This is a genomic window from Brevundimonas faecalis, from assembly GCF_040549405.1.
GTDB lineage: Bacteria > Pseudomonadota > Alphaproteobacteria > Caulobacterales > Caulobacteraceae > Brevundimonas > Brevundimonas faecalis.
In genome coordinates this window covers 522679-537850 of record NZ_JBEPTF010000001.1, presented here as the reverse complement: position 1 = coordinate 537850, position 15172 = coordinate 522679, and the positions used below count along the sequence as shown (strand labels likewise).

At 67.5% G+C, this 15172-nt stretch carries 13 protein-coding genes; 1 reads left to right on the top strand and 12 read right to left on the bottom strand.

What is annotated here, in order from left to right; genetic code table 11:
- Positions 1-28 precede the first annotated feature (28 nt).
- Positions 29-1312: a sugar MFS transporter gene (locus ABIE19_RS02525; RefSeq protein ID WP_354087541.1), complete on the top strand. Its 1284-nt coding sequence runs from the start codon at positions 29-31 to the stop codon at positions 1310-1312.
- A 716-nt stretch (positions 1313-2028) separates the two neighbouring features.
- On the opposite strand, the gene ABIE19_RS02520 is transcribed toward ABIE19_RS02525, so the two are convergent.
- From ABIE19_RS02520 to ABIE19_RS02465, 12 genes are all read right to left on the bottom strand, one after another.
- Positions 2029-3000 carry a YadA-like family protein gene (locus ABIE19_RS02520; RefSeq protein WP_354087540.1) on the bottom strand — a complete coding sequence of 324 codons (972 nt, stop codon included), beginning with the start codon at positions 2998-3000 and terminating at the stop codon, positions 2029-2031.
- Positions 3001-3254: 254 nt separating this feature from the next.
- On the bottom strand, positions 3255-3371 hold the full coding sequence (locus tag ABIE19_RS02515) for a YadA-like family protein (RefSeq protein WP_354088574.1): 117 nt from the start codon (positions 3369-3371) through the stop codon (positions 3255-3257).
- A 207-nt stretch (positions 3372-3578) separates the two neighbouring features.
- On the bottom strand, positions 3579-4508 hold the full coding sequence (locus tag ABIE19_RS02510) for a HEPN domain-containing protein (protein WP_354087539.1): 930 nt from the start codon (positions 4506-4508) through the stop codon (positions 3579-3581).
- Positions 4509-4678: 170 nt separating this feature from the next.
- On the bottom strand, positions 4679-6739 hold the full coding sequence (locus tag ABIE19_RS02505) for a ParB/RepB/Spo0J family partition protein (RefSeq protein WP_354087538.1): 2061 nt from the start codon (positions 6737-6739) through the stop codon (positions 4679-4681).
- Positions 6740-7501: 762 nt separating this feature from the next.
- Complete coding sequence (locus ABIE19_RS02500) at positions 7502-8728, bottom strand: site-specific integrase (RefSeq protein ID WP_354087537.1); 1227 nt, start codon at positions 8726-8728, stop codon at positions 7502-7504.
- A 170-nt stretch (positions 8729-8898) separates the two neighbouring features.
- On the bottom strand, positions 8899-10335 hold the full coding sequence (locus ABIE19_RS02495; RefSeq protein ID WP_354087536.1) for a M20/M25/M40 family metallo-hydrolase: 1437 nt from the start codon (positions 10333-10335) through the stop codon (positions 8899-8901).
- A gap of 81 nt (positions 10336-10416) precedes the next feature.
- On the bottom strand, positions 10417-10656 hold the full coding sequence (locus ABIE19_RS02490) for a DUF3297 family protein (protein WP_312063422.1): 240 nt from the start codon (positions 10654-10656) through the stop codon (positions 10417-10419).
- Between the two features lie 82 nt (positions 10657-10738).
- The gene (locus ABIE19_RS02485) at positions 10739-11515 is read right to left on the bottom strand and encodes a DUF2726 domain-containing protein (RefSeq protein ID WP_354087535.1); all 777 of its coding nucleotides are present in this window, start codon (positions 11513-11515) and stop codon (positions 10739-10741) included.
- Between the two features lie 147 nt (positions 11516-11662).
- Complete coding sequence (locus ABIE19_RS02480; RefSeq protein ID WP_354087534.1) at positions 11663-12631, bottom strand: MotE family protein; 969 nt, start codon at positions 12629-12631, stop codon at positions 11663-11665.
- A 163-nt stretch (positions 12632-12794) separates the two neighbouring features.
- The gene (locus tag ABIE19_RS02475; protein WP_354087533.1) at positions 12795-13421 is read right to left on the bottom strand and encodes a DUF6468 domain-containing protein; all 627 of its coding nucleotides are present in this window, start codon (positions 13419-13421) and stop codon (positions 12795-12797) included.
- Position 13422: 1 nt separating this feature from the next.
- On the bottom strand, positions 13423-14412 hold the full coding sequence (gene fliM / locus ABIE19_RS02470; RefSeq protein ID WP_354088573.1) for a flagellar motor switch protein FliM: 990 nt from the start codon (positions 14410-14412) through the stop codon (positions 13423-13425).
- A 74-nt stretch (positions 14413-14486) separates the two neighbouring features.
- Entirely contained in the window at positions 14487-15140 is a 654-nt protein-coding gene (locus ABIE19_RS02465) for a flagellar basal body-associated FliL family protein (protein WP_354087532.1), read from the bottom strand.
- Positions 15141-15172 lie beyond the last annotated feature (32 nt).

The following is a 15172-nucleotide window of genomic DNA, read 5'->3' as shown; positions in this document are numbered from 1 at the left end:
CCCCCCCAATCTGAAGGAACCCGCCCGGATGACTATCCAGCCCGTTCGACGCCAGCCCGCCGGCCTGGCCTTCGCCTATGTCACCAGCCTCTTCTTCGCCTGGGGCTTCGTCACGGCGCTCATCGACCCCCTGATCCAGGCGGTGAAGCGCGTGTTCGACCTGAGCACGGCCGAGGCCATGCTGACGGCCTCGGCCTGGTTCATCGCCTACGGCGTCGCCTCCATTCCTGCTGGCTGGGTCCTGTCTAAGCTGGGCTACAGCCGCGCCATCATCGCGGCCCTCGCCGCTATGGTGCTGGGCTGCATCCTTGTTCCGGTGGCGACGATCGTCGATGTCTACGCCCTTGTGCTCCTGTCCCTGTTCGTCATCGCCAGCGGCGTGACCCTGCTACAGGTCGCGGCCAATCCGCTGTCGGCGTCTCTGGGCGAGCCCCGGACAGCCCACCTGAGACTGACCTTCTCCCAGGCCTTCAACTCGCTGGGCGCCACCCTCGGTCCGGTGATCGGCTCGACCATCCTGCTGACCGGCGGTGTCTTCGCCGCCGACGCCGTCATCTCACCCGCCACACGCGGCGAATCCCTGCGCTCGATCGATTTGGCCTTCCTGGCTGTCGGCGCCTTCTTCGCCCTTGTGGCCGTCTTCATCTGGACAGCCCGCAAACGGATCGAAGCCTCGGTCGCCGACCGCCCCCATGATGGCATGGTGTCGCCCCTCGCCGCCTTCCGCTCGGGCTGGGCCGTTTTCGGGGCCGCCGCCATCTTCTTCTACGTCGGGGCTGAGGTGACCATCGGCGCCCTGCTCATCCCCTTCATCAGCTCGTCGGAAGGCCTCGGTCTGGCGCCGCACGAGGCGGGACATATGGTGGGCTGGTACTACTGGGGCGCAGCCATGATCGGTCGCTTCGTCGGCAGCGCGCTTCTGACGCATATCCCCGCCGGCTATCTGTTGTCCGCCTGCACCATGATCGCTGCAGCGCTCGCCCTGCTGGTGACCCAGACAGACGGCATCACGGCCGCCTACGCGGCGCTGGCCATCGGCTTCTTCAACTCCATCATGTTCCCGACCATCTTCAGCCTGACCCTGGAACGGTCGAGCGCCTCGGCTTCGGCCACCTCTGGACTGCTCGTCTTCGGCATCATCGGCGGGGCTATTTTGCCCCCGATCGCCGGGGCGATCGCCGATGCGACGGGTGCGGTCACGCCCGCCTTCTTCGTTCCCCTGGTCGGCTACGTCGTGCTGATCGTATTCGCCTTGGCTTGCGCCCGCGCGGTCCGGACGCAATCGGACCAAGGCCAGGCCGTGATCCACTAGTCCAGGCGAGCCGACACCGCTGTGCTCTATCCAGCCAGCGGAGGACTGTTCAGATCTCTTTGCCCCACTGATGGGCTGTGGGATCTGAGGAATTCATCAGTCCTGAATCTCGCCCATCCGCATCGCTGTCTCCTAGGTATATCTGGCAAACGGACCGTCTCAGAAGAGACAGGCTTCGCCATGCGGCGATGTCGCAGGTGCGCCAGCAGCCGACAGTTAGTTCTAGATAGGCCGATTGCTGCGGGTCAGTGCCGTTGTGGGCGACGGCGCTTTGTTGAATAGCTCTGTCGCCCGCCGACTCTTACCGATACCGTGTTCAGCTTGGCGCAAGCCGTCCACACGAACTGACCAGAGGCGCCTAGTTGTTTGGCTCCACATAGCCACGTGGGGTTTCCGATCGATCGGCCCGGGCAGGCAGGCGCGGCCTTATGCCTGGCAGTTGGACGGGCAATAGGTTTATGGTTTCAGCAGCACTCTCAGCGCCGGCGTCAGCCTGCGTCTGGCGAAAGGATGGCGGCCCGACGAACGCGTCGAGTCCTATCGCGGACATGTCGATTGGGTGATCGCCTCGCGCCTCCGACTTTCACTCGATGCCGGCTACGAGGAAACGGGCTTTGCCCCCCGCGGGGGGACGACCGGTCGGGGTCGAAACCGCTACATGAAAAGGCCCATGACCCGTCAGGCCATGGGCTTCCTTCACTCTGTCCCTTGTCTGATCAGAAGTTGAAGCCGATCCCCACGCCGCCGCCAGAGCCGCCGCCGCGCGAGAAGTTGGCGCTGCCGCGCAGGGTCACGCGGCCGCTGCTCATCAGGTGTGAGGCGCCGATGGCCAAGGCGCTTTCACCGCGCCAATAGCCCACAGCCGCGCCGACCGTGCTGCCGCCGGGCTGGAAGGGCTGGGGAATGTTCGCCGCTGCGATTGCGCTGGCGGTTCCAGCGTCCGCCCTCACCCTTGCATCGCCCAGCCCCTGCCACAGCAGGGCGGTCTGGGCGTCGGTGTAATCGTTGGCCTGACCCAGCGCTCGGGCGCCGACGCCGTCCGCATAAGCGTTGGCGCTGGCCAAGGTGCGGATATCTCCAGCGTCGGCATACGTGTTGGCGCTGGCTAGCGTCGCCGCGTCTCCGGCATCAGCATAGGTATTGGCTGCGGCCAATGTAACCGCATCCCCCGCGGCCATATCCGTGCGGATCGCAGTCTCGCGTGTGTCGGTATAGGTGTTGGCGTCCGCCAGCGTCGCGGCGTCACCGGCGACCATACCCCTACGGATTTCCGCTTCGCGAGTGTCTGTATAACTAGCTGCAATGAGAAAGGCGTTATTGGCAACCCGGTCTGCGTAGGCATTGGCGTCAGCCAAGGTCGCCGCGTCGCCAGCTTCCATCTGGCCCAGATTTACAGCATCCGTAGCCTCAGTCCCGTTGGAGACGTTGACGATCTGCCGCTCATCACCGACCCGGCCTACCGAAACTGTGTGTTCTCGATCCGCCAAGGAAAGGGTGCCGAGCGCAACCGAATCCAAAGCGGAAGCCTCGCTGGCGGCTCCGATGGCGGTGCTGTTCTCTCCGGTAGCGGCGCTCACAGCACCGCATGCGGTACTGTCGAAATTTGCGGCGCAGGGCAGGCTGAGGGTGGTGCCAGGACCGACATTTTGGGCTTGCGCGGTTCCCGCAACGCCCAGTCCCAGGATCATCGTTAGGCTGGCTGCAGATGATACCAATGCAGTTTTGATTATTCCGAGCTTTGTCATGAGTATTCTGGCGTCCTCGATTGGAAATTTCAAAGCACTGACGGCATGGCGGCCTCAGGGGCGTTCATCCATTTCGACGACAGAATTTCGCAACGCGCTTCATCCATATGAATGAAAGCAATGGATTCGCGTGTGGCGCATAGAAAACGCCCGCGACGATCAGGCCACGGGCGTCCTTCATTTGAACGTGTGTCTGATCAGAAGTTGAAGGCGATCCCCACGCCGCCGCCCGAGCCGCCCCCTCGCGAGAAGCTGGCGCTGCCACGCAGGGTTACGCGTCCGCTGCTCATCAGGCGCGAGGCGCCGATGGCCAGGGCGGTTTTCCGCCAACCCGCGCACCGACGCTATTGCGACTTCGATCTCTTCCTTGAGTAACTGATCCGCCGCTCCGGAATGCTGCGCGAAGGCCCAAGGCGCGAGGGCTGGATCGGCTGGCTGTCGCCGCGGCCCCGCGACATTGCTAGGCAGCGGACTTCCCCAACTTCGGCAATGAGTCAACAACGGTCATTGGCTGGGAGGCCTTACGGCGAACCTAACGCTCCATCGTCAGTCGTGACTGCGCCACGCAGGTCGGCGAGGCGAGTTTTGCAGACTTGGTCCGTCAACTCGCGCAGAACCCCCACCCGCTCCGTAAGCCAAGCCAGTTCCTCGCTGTTGATCTTGTAGTGCTCGGAATAGCGGGCCTTCACATAGGCCTCGCGCAGAAGCTCGAAGCAGCGGCGCTCGAACTTGGTCTCGCGAGGCCAAGCTTCCGCCAAACGGGCGTCAATGGCCTCGGCCTTCTTGCGCAGGAAGGCAAGGTTGTGCGCCTTGCCGCTGTAGAGCGTCATGACCAGTAGCACCGCATGATAAAGGTGCTCGGCCGTCTGATGGAAGTTGAAAGCGGCCAAGTTCAGCTCACCTTCGGAGACGCAGAGAGCCGCCACCTTTTTGAAACTAGCAGCGCTCGCCATCCATTTCTCATAGTGCCGCTCAGCCTCTTCCAAGGCGACCCGCGCCTTGAGGTCCGCCGGTTTGTGCAACCTGGCGCCCGGCGTGTCATAGAGCACCACCCCCTCCCGCACGATGTCGGCGAAGAAATAGCGCCCACGATCCAGCTGGTCGTTCACGTCGTCGAGCGAATGGACGATCAGGCTGACCGGGGTGCGGATGTCGGGGCCGACCGGCATGGTGCGGTTCTCGGCTTCATGCCAGAACTCGTGGTCGGTCAGGTCCTCATGATCGACCACGATCAGCAAATCGAAGTCCGAGAAGTAGCGCCCGACCGGGTCGTGCACCCAGTCGCCCCGCGCATAGCTTCCATAGAGGATGATCTTGAGGATCTTGCCGTTCTTCAGCCGGTCCGCGCGCCGCGTCGAAACGGCCTCCTCGAACGCCGCGCGCACGGTCTCGACCACCTGACGGAGTTCAGCCTGCTTGCGCGGCGGCAGATGGTCGAGGCTTTTCTTCATGGCGGGAGTCTCCGCGATACGATGGCGCACGGCAAGGCTGAATACGCTCCTGCGTCCCAGCCCGCCTCGGCCGGGCGGGGGGCTCCGAGGCGTCCCAACGCCTTCGCGTCCGTCATGGCCCTGACAAGGAGCCGCGCGCCTCCAAAGGGGCGCGGCGAGCTTGAGGCCTGCTATTCGGCGGCGAACCGATAGGCGTCGTCGTCAGGGGACGGCGGCTCCGTCGCCTCCCCTTCCGGCTCCGGGACGTCTGGATCGACCGCCGGGGCGGTGCGCAGCACGGACGGCAGCCAGCCCCTGCCCTCGACCAGACGCTCGGCGGCCTCAGCCATGTCGCCCTTCCTGAAGCCGGCGATCCGCACGGCTTCCTCGGGCGTGGTCGCCTCGGCCACGGCCTCCAGCACCCGCGCCTTTGACACCCGGGAGAAATACGACGCCGCCGTCGCAGACCACGTCCCGGTCATGTCCAGGCCGACTACGGTCGCCAGCGCCTCGGCATGGGCCCAGGCGTCCGGCTTCCGGTCGCGGGGATCGCGCACGGCGTAGAGGCCGACGCCCGCGCAACAGGCCATCAGGTCCAGAAGCGCCGAGGGCGGAAGGGAGGCCAGCACCGCCCAGAGGTCGCGGGCCTCCTCCGGGAGCCGCGCGCCCCAAGCTTCCAGCCGGTCGGCCACCCGCCTTCCGGCGGGGCCGTCCCCGATCCCCGGCGCCAGCCGTTCCAGACCGGTCACGGCCATCCGCAGTTGCAGGGGCGTCCAGACGCCCCACGCTGGATAGAAGACCTGCAAGGCGAGCGCATGGACGACCACCGTCAGGGCGAGGTCGGCATCGGCCTGAACGGCATCGCGCAGCCCCATGGTGCGGTGGGCGGTCAGATCGATCACCAGCCGTTCCGACAGGGGGGCCAAGCCCTCGTCCGCCTCCGCGTCCGCCGGAGCGGAGGGCGCCGCATCCTCCCCTTCGTCTCCGCCGGTCCAATCCGCCGCCTCGAGACCGGGGCCTCGCCTCTCCACAGCCTCCTCGGCCCGGACCAGTCCTCGCTCGAAGCGGGCCAGACCATCGTGGCCGAGCAGGACCGCGACTCCGGCGCGCGCCTTGGCTTCCGGGGGATAGTCGAAGTCCGGACCGAAGGCTTGCAGGGCCTTGTCGATCGCCTCGAGCCGGGCGTCCGCCTCGGGCGAGAGGGCGTCCGCCGCAGCAGTTCCAGAGACGAGGGCGTCATATTCCTCCGACAGGGCCGCGATCTGCGCCGTCTCCGCCTCGGACCGGACCGCCTCGACCGGATAGACCCGGCCCAGGGCGCCGACCTCGGCGTAGTCCGACATCGCCTCGGCCCATTTCCAGCCCTCGCGCTGACGCAGGTTTTCAGCCAGGCGCTGCAGCTTCTCGCCGACCAGCCGGTCCAGAAGCGCCGGGTCTTCCAGCCAGCCCTCGCCGTCCTCGGTGAAGAGGTCGCGCAAGACCGACCCGCCCTCGGCCTCATAGGCTTCGACGCCGACGAAGCGCGCCCGCCGGTCGTCGGCGGCGACCTTGGCCTCGGTCATGGCGCGGCGGATAGCGTAGACGGGCCTATAGTCCCCCATCTGCTCGAACACCTGCCGCTGCCGGTCCTGATCGCCGCTGACGCAGAAGGCCGTCAGTTGGTCCAGCGTCAACGCCCCCTCCCTATAGGCCGCCATCAGTTCGGGCGCCGCCGCCCCGAGCCTCAGACGCTGACGCACCACGGTCGCGGTCACGCCGAACCGGGCGCCGATCTCCTCGGGTCCGTAGCCCCGCTCGTACGCGAGCCGCCGGAAGGCCTCGAACTGGTCGGCGGGGTGCATGGCCTCGCGGGTGACGTTCTCGTCGAGGCTGATTTCATGGGCGTCGTTCTCGAGATCGACCGTCACGCGGACCGGATGGGTCCGCTTGATCGCCTTGCGCTTGACCAGCAGCCGCAGGGCCAGCCTCCGCCCCTCCCCGATGGTCACTAGGTAGTTTCCCGTAGCGACGCCCCCGGCGTCTGTCTCGATCTCGACCACGGGCGGCTGCAACACCCCCTTGGCCTGGATCGAGGCCGCCAGCCCCTCAAGGCTCGCCTCGGAATGCTTCACCCTTCGGGCGTTCCTGGGCGACGCCTTCAATCGGTTCAGGGGGACCACGATCTGCGCGCCGTGCACAGGCGCCAGCGCCGCCTCGCAAGCGGCGGCGTCAGCCGCCGCAGGGATAGGGACTTGGGTGGATTGAGCCGTCATGTCTGCCTCCTTGGGCAAGGGTTGCAGGCACGCAGAAGGCGCGCCTGAAACCCTGCCCGTCGGCGAGACCGGGGTAGCAAGGGCCAGGGCGGATCGGCCGGAGGGGGATCGCCCGGCCTGCACAAGCTTCCAGCCCTCGCCCGGCGTCGCCCTTGTCGTCCGCGCGGAAGGCGGGGGAGACCGGCCGATCCGGCGGCGTAGCCGCGCACCCTGGCCCGCGCGAGGGCGGAGCCCTTAGCGCTGGATCGGGCGGTCGCGGAACATGGCGACGCCCAGCGTCCCTCAAGTTCACGAAGGGGGTCTGCGGCCGATGCAAAACGGGCCGCGCCTCCTCGACCAGACACCTGTGCGTGGGTTCGAAGCGCGGTCGTCGGGGAAGGATCGGGCCTCTCGGCGGGCGGGTCTCGGTGGTGCGGGCGGCCGGGGTCGAACCGGCATGGGCAATGCCCGACGGATTTTCATACCACTTCGACTTTCGCCGCCGCCCGAAGACGTTCGTGGTCTGGACTATCCCTTCGTCATAGCCGCAAGGCCTTAGACGCCGCCCGTCTAGTCTCTACACCTTCCCGTCACGCGTGACGGGCTTGGCTCGGGATCGCCATTTCACAGGGTTCCCCGAATTTGAGCGGTTCTACGTCCGGGATTTCCCCCGGCGCACTCAATCCTCAGCCTAAGTCCGTTGCGTCTACCAGTTTCGCCACGCCCGCGAGCCGAGTTGAATCTATAGCCACGTCTCGCGCGCGAGCCAAGACGAGCTTTGACCTAGGTCGCCTCCTCGCTCCCCGTCCGCCGTTTGGCCGGCTTCTGCTTGCGGACATTGATGGCCGAAGCGTCCAAGGTGTTCGCGATATGGGACGCGTAGTATTTTTCGATCATCTCGACGCTGGTGCGGCAGTTCTTGGCGACCTGATAGATATCGGCACCCTCCATCAAGCGCAGGCAGATGTAGGTGTGGCGCAGGCTGTAGGCCGTGCGCGGATTGCCTTCCCGATCCTTTTTCAGATCCAGCTCGTCGAGGATCGCGTTCAGCAGTTCACGCTGCACGAGCCCGAAGACGAGATCGGACGCCTCGCCGCCCTTCCTCTTTTTCACCCGCTGGAACGGCAGGACGGCGCCCGGCATGCTCTTGCAGTAGCCGACGCCCCGTTTGCCACGGACCTCGATCTCCAGAATACGCTCGCCCGTCGCGTCGTCGACGACGACCGAGACATCCCGGAACTGCAGGCGCTGCGCCTCGTCAGGACGTAGTCCGGTGTTGACCATGAACAGCACATAGTCGTGGAACTGTTCGCATTCCTGGCGCCATCGCTCCTTCTTTGGATTGCGGGCGCGTTCGCGGGTCGCCTGGTAAAGGCGCTTGTATTCCTGAGGCGAGAACCACGCCCTGTGGCTGATCTTGCCCGAGGCGCGATAGGGGCTCGACATGTCCGGGAGGGCCGCGATCCAGCCCTTTCTGTTGGCGGTCTTCAGCACCTGACGAAGGCACACCATTTCGTTGTGCAGGGTCTGCCGGCTGGGCCGTTTCCACGCCCGAACGGGCTCCGGAGGCGGCGTGACGCGGTGCAGGCGATATTCCTGGATCCGCCCGGCGGTGACCTGGGACAGCGGAAGGTCGCCGAAGAAGGGGTTGAGGTGGAGGCGCAGCACCCGGCCCTTGCCCGCCACATAGGACGGATTGCGCTCGCCGAGGGTCATGGCTTCGTACTCACGTTCAAAAACCGCCGCCGCTTCGCGGAAGGTCTTCTCGCCTGGCTGGGCCTTCGGAACAGGCTCGGAGCGGACGGGCGGCTCAGGCTGCAGGACCAGCCCTCCGCGCCGTCGAAGACGATCCTCCGCGACACGGTCCAAATACCAGTCGCGCGCAAACTCGCGCGCGTAGGCGATGTTCGTCTCCTTAGTCGACCGCCGGTGATTGCGACCGTTCAGATAGGTGGCGCACTGCCAGAACCGACTGTTCTCTCGCCGGTACACATGGAGCTTGCCGTCCATGAGCGTATGAGTCTCAGACACAATCCCTCCTCGCCGTGACCGGCAAGTGTGTAAGGCATGTGTAAGAGCTTAAACGCTACAACAGATTGATTTTATTACGCAAATCAACGGTGTTGGGTTTTTAAGTCTGCTGCGTCTACCAGTTTCGCCACGCTCGCCCCGTCAGGCCGTCACGGCCTAGCCTGTGTAGCCGCCGAACGCAGGACGCGGAAGTCCACATCGGAATCGGCGATCAGGCGGACCAGGGCGGCCCAGGCGGCGACGTTCTGGGTCATCTGGGCCGGGTCGATCTTGTCCAGGGTGTCGTCGGCCGTGTGGTGCAGGTCGAAATAGCGGGTCCCGTCCTGCGCCAGGCCGAAGACCGGCACGCCCGCCCCGGCCAGGGGGCCGATGTCGACGCCGCCGTGCAGTTCAGGCTCCGGCGAGGGCAGGACGCCTAGGGGACGCAGCACCCGCGCCGCGATCCGGGCGAAGTCGCTGTTCTGGGCGCCGGGCGGCAGGCCCAGGGCGTAGACGCGGTCGGCGCCGAAGTCGCTCTCGCCCGCGATAATGTGCTTCTCGACGCCGGAAGCGCCGATGTTGCGCAGATAGGCGCCGCCGCCGTTGCCGGTGTCGGTCGGCTGGGCCACCTCTTCCGAGCCGTAGAGGACCACGCGCACGGTGCGGGCCGGGCGGCCCTGCTCGGCGATCAGCTTGGCCGCCGCCAGGGTGATGGCGCCGCCGGCCGCGTCGTCGATGGCGCCGGTGCCCAGATCCCAGCTGTCCATGTGCGAGCCCAGGACGATGACCTCCTCCGGCCGGGTCGCGCCGACGATGTCGCCGATCACGTTCTGGCTGTGGGTCTGATAGGTGCGGGCCGTGGATTTCAGGCGCAAGCGCACCGTCTCGCCCATGCGGATCAGGCGGGCGATCTGGTCGGCGTCGGGGGCGCTGAGGGCGAAGGCCGGCAGCGGCACCTTGCCCTCGACATAGCGGGTGGTGCCGGTGTGGGGCATGCGATGCTCGTCCGAACCGGCCGAGCGCATGACGAAGGCCAGGGCGCCCCGCTTGGCCGCCTCGGTCGGACCGACGCCGCGAAGGCGCGACAGCGGGCCGTAGCCCGAGCCGTCCTGCATCCGCACCATCTGGCCGCCGTCCACGACCGCGATCTTGCCGTTCAGCGAGCCGACCGGCGCGGCCAGCAGGGCGTCCAGGCCGTCAAAGAAGACGATCTCGGCCTCGATGCCGTTGGCGGGGGTGGCGACGGAGTGGCCCAGGGCGGCGGCGACCAGCTTCTGGGGCCGGGCGCCCAGGAGTTCGGCGCTCTCCTCGCCCCGCTCCCAGCCGACCAGGGGGAACTGCTCGATGCGGACGTTCTGGAAGCCGTGGGCGCGCATGTAGTCGGCGGCCCAGTCGGCGGCTGCCTGCTCCGACGGCGAACCCGCCGGGCGGGCGCCGAAGCGGGTCGTGACCTGGGTGACGTAGTCCAGGGCGATATTGGATTGCAGCGCCTGGTCGCGCACCTGTTCGGCGGCGCGAACCGTCCCGGCGTCCTGGGCCAGGACCGGCGTGGCGATCAGGCCCAGCGCGATCGCGCCGGCGGCCGTCAGACGGGTGTTGAACGACATGGAGCGCCTCCCAGACTCACTAAAGAGGCGGCACGTTAGCGGGTGGGACCTGCGACCGAAAGCCTCAGGTCCCCGCCAAAATCACTCGCCCTTGAGGAAGGGCTCGACCGGGCCTTGCAGCTTGACCGTCAGGGCCTTGCCGCGACGGTCGACGCGGTTGCCGACGGCCAGGCGGACCCAGCCTTCCGAGACGCAATATTCCTCGACATTGGTCTTTTCCTCGCCCTTGAAGCGGATGCCCACGCCGCGCATCAGCAGGTCGGCGTCGTGGAAGGGGCTGTCGGGATCGACCGAGAGGCGATCAGGCAGGGCGTCGGACATGGCGAAGGGCCTCATGAAAATCGAAGCGCGCTGAATAGCCGCGCAGGCGCCGCGCGACAACCGTGCGCCCCTCGGAGAACGGTCAGGACACGGTTTCCAAAGGCGCCGCCGCCGAAACCTTCAGCATGTCGTCGACCATGCGCTTCATCTCCGCCTTGGTCGTCCTGGCGGGAATCTCCAGCAAGGGCACGCCGACACGCTCCAAGACGCGGCGCTTGACCTTCATTCGGTCCTCGGCGTCGTCGGAGAGGTCGTGTCCGGTTCCGTTGTACTCCACAGCCAGCATGGGCAGGCCGTTCGCATCGATCAGCAGGAAGTCCACCCGCTTGCCGCGATAGGCGCTGAAGGCGCGTTCCTGCACCTCGGCGTCCGCACCGAAATCCGTCCTGACGAAAGCCGCCATCGAGACCTCGAACGCCAGTCGCCATCTCTTGTTTCTACCCTCGCTCCTGCACTTGGCCTCAAGCCACTCCTCCAGGGCATAGAGAACGGCGGACGCTTCCCTGTTCACGGGCCGGGACGGACGCAGCGCGCATCCCTCGACGTTCTGCATCTGATTGTCGTGCCGGGTGACGTCGTTCTCGATGGCCCGCAGCCTGCGCTGCTGTGCATCTTCGCGAGCCTTCTTTTCCGCAGCCTCGAGGCGATCCACCTGGGCGATCAGGGCAGCCTCGCGCTGTCCGAGCGCCTTGATCGTCTGTGTCTTGTGCAGGATTTCAGTCTTGAGCGCCTGCTCGACCTGCAGGGCTTCGGCCTTGGCCCGGCCTCTATCCGCCTCCCTTCCCGCCAGGAAGACGCCGAGGGCGCCGAGGACGACCACGGCGAGAACCGATCCGATCAACACGAGACTCAAGGGCACGAAACACCTCCACACGACCAAGCTTGACCGTAATCAAGGCGGCGCAGGCGTTACCAAGAGCTTTATATTAACGACGATGTTCACAACAACATCATCAGGTCGATGCGGCGGCTCGCCCCATCAGGAGCGAAGACGCCGCCTTCCCGCCTACTGAACCGATTGGCGGGCGGGCGCGGGCTGGGCGGCGGCGTCGCCGGGCGCATAGGGGCGCGGGCCGGCCTCGGCGGCGGGCGCGGGGGCGGCCTGGCGGGCCTGAGCGGGTCGCGCCGATGCGGGTCGCTGCTGGGCGGGGCGCGAAGACGGCTGGGCGGCCGGACGGCGGGCGGCGGGCTGGGTCGCCGGTTGGGTCGCGGCAGGGGTCGCGGCGGCGGGCGCGGCCGTGCGGGTCGGGGCGGGCGCGAGGGCCGCGGCCGGGGCTGCGGTCGGAACGGCGGCGGGCGTCGCGGCCGCCCCGACCCGCACGGTCGCAGCGGCGGCGCGGGCGGCGTACTGCTGGGCCTGGAAGCGCTTGGCCAGCTTCTCGGTCAGTTCGCGGGCGGCGGCGGGCTGCATCTGGGCCATGACGGCGGCCAGGGTGCGGGGGCGCATGGCCGCCGCGACCGGCAGGCGCACGCTGTCGTCCAGGGTGGCGAAGACGGCCGCCGCCTCCTTGGGCCGCATGGCGGAATAGACGGCGACCAGGCGGTCGGTCTCGGCCTTTTCCCTCTCGTCGACCTGGCCGACCAGGGTCGCGATCTCGCCCTTCAAGGCCTCCAGCGCCTGCAGCTTGGCGTCCAGCTTCTGCTCGGCGGCCACCATCAGCGGCAGGGTGGTGGCGAAGTCGGCGTCGCGGGCGTCCAGCTCGGTGCGGCGCTTGGACAGGGACTGGATGATCCGCAGTTCGGCCGGGGAAATGCCCGCCTGCTGGGCCAGTTGTTCGGGCGTCAGGGCGCAGACGGCGGCGGCGGGCGCGGCCTTGGCGGCGGGCTCGGCGGGCTTGCCCTCTCCGCCCACGGCCTCCTGGGCCCAGGCGGTCGCGCCCTGGAACAGCTCCGGCGCCACGCCCGCCGCGCGCACGGCCACGACGCCGCCGATGGCGACGGCGATCAGGGGCAGAAGACGGGGCAGCTTGCTCATCGGTCTACTCGGGAAGGGCGGTTCGGACGCCGCACAGGCACAGGGTCGAAAACTTCGCCCCTCAAGTCGTCCGACGCCGCGCGTCGGACATGGGGGCCAGAAAAGAAACGTCGCCCCTCAAGTCGTCCGGCGCCGCGCGCCGGACATAGGGGCTCTTAAAAGATCAAGCGGCGAAGAGGTCTTCGTCCAGGCTACGACGGGCACGGTTTAAGCTCTGTTGCGCAGCATGGTTAGCGGCCAGGGCCTGCATGACCGGGGCCAGGCGGTCGGCGCTCTCGGCCGGGCGAGATTCAGGACGCACTTCAGGACGGGGGGCCGGCGTCTTCATGGCGGCGCGGGCGCCCTCGATCCGCTCCATCAGGGCGGCCATGCGGCGGGCGCGCGACTCGTCGTCCAGCAGGGGGGCGACGGCGGACGGTTGGGCCTGAATCGGGGCCTGAACCTGGGCCTGGACCTGCGGGGCGGCGGGCTCCTGCCGGGGCTCGACCGGGGTCGCGCCGCGCGGCGGCAGGCCGGCGGGGGCGCGGGCGATCAGCACCTCCAGCTCCTGCTTCACGGCCCGGGCCTTGATGATGCGGTCGTGCAGCAGGTCCGTCTCCTGGCCCGAGGCGCGCAGGGTGGCCAGGGCCTGTTCGGCGCGGCCGGCGGCGGCGTTCAGCTCCGTCACGGCGCCGGCGAAGGCCAGTTGCCCCTCGCGCAGGGCCTTCAGCTTCCGCTCCAGCTTGATGCCGTAGCCGATGGCGGCGACGAGCAGGAGCATCAGGATGGAATCGAGAATGATGCCGGTCATGTCAGCTTTTCCCTCGGGTGATGCGGGCGGCGGCGTCGGTGGTGATCGGGGCCTCGACGCGGACGGCGATGTTGCGGCCCTTGCGGCCCATCTTGCCTGTGGTCAGCGGGATGGAGCCCGCGCGCACCGAGACGTCGGATTCGGGCGTGGCGTTCAGCATCAGGGTGTCGCCGACCTTCAGGTTCAGAACCCGCGACAGGGGAATCTGCTGCTCGTCGAGCACGCAGCGCACCTCCGTCTCCGTGGTCCAGAGCTCGGTGGCCAGGTGGCCTTCCCAGATGTTGTCGCGGCCGAACTTCTCGCCCATGAACTGCTGCAGCAGCATCTTGCGGATCGGCTCCAGCGTCGAATAGGGCAGCAGCAGCTCGACCCGGCCGCCGCGGTCTTCCATGTCGATGCGCAGCTTGACCAGGATGGCGGCGTTGGCCGGGCGCGCGATGGCGGCGAAGCGGGGGTTGGTCTCCAGCCGGTCCAGGTTGAAGTGGACGGGGGTCAGGGGCTCGAAGGCCTGGCGCGCGTCGTTCAGGATGACCTCGACCATCCGCTGCACCAGCACCCGCTCGATGGTGGTGTAGGGCCGCCCTTCGATCCGCAGGGCCGCCGTGCCGCGACGCCCGCCCAGCAGGACGTCGACGATCGAATAGATCAGGTTGGAATCGACCGTCAGCAGGCCGTAGTTGTCCAGCTCCTCGGCCCGGAACACCGCCAGGATGGCCGGCAGGGGGATGGAGTTCAGATAGTCGCCGAAACGGATGGAGCTGATGGTGTCGAGGCTGACCTCGACGTTGTCGGAGGTGAAGTTGCGAAGGCTGGTCGTCATCAACCGCACCAGGCGGTCGAAGACGATCTCGAGCATCGGCAGGCGCTCGTAGGAAACCAGGGCCGAGTTGATGATGGCGCGGATGCCGCTGCGCTCGGAATCGTCGCCGCCGCCGGAGTCGAAGCCCAGCAGGCTGTCGATCTCGTCCTGGTTCAGCACCCGTTCGGACATGACCGCGCCGGGGTCGACTTCCGTCCCGCCGAAGGGGTCCAGTTCGTTCTCGGGCGCCACGACGTCGGTCATGCCTATTGCACCAGCATCTCTTCGATCAGCACGGCGTCGACCTTGCCGGGGGCGGCGATCAGGTTGACGCGGCGCAGGATCTCGGCCCGCAGCTGATAGGAGCCGGCCGAGCCCGCCAGGTCTTCGGGACGCAGTTCGCGCAGGAAGCTCTGGAACATGTCCTGCATGCGCGGCGCCTCGGCCTGGAGGTGGGAGGCCAGGGCGGCGTCCTTCATCTCCAGCGTCAGCTTGAGTTTCAGATAGGTCGGACGGCCGTCGGCCGACTGAATGTTCACGATCATGTCGGGCAGGGTGTAGAAGGTCACGCCGTCCGGACCGGCCGCGATCACGCCCGCCGCCGCCGCGCCTTCGCCCTCGGCCCCGCCGCCGTGGCCGCCCTTTTCGTCCTTCTTCTTCTCGTCCTTCTTCTCGGCCTTGCCGTGGTCGGCGGCGCCCTCGGCCGCCGGAGCCTTGGGCTTCATCAGGAAGAAGGCCGCGGCCCCGCCGCCGCCCAGGACGACCAGGGCCGCCGGGATGATGATGAAGAGCAGGGGAATCTTCTTCTTGGCGGGCGCGCCTTCGCCCTCGGCGCCCTCGCCTTCCGACACGGCGGGCAGATTGGCGTCGTCGCCCGTCGGCGCTTCGCTCTTCTTCTTGCCCAGCTTCAATTTCAGCATGCGCACGCCGCCCCGATCCTTGCAGTCTCGTA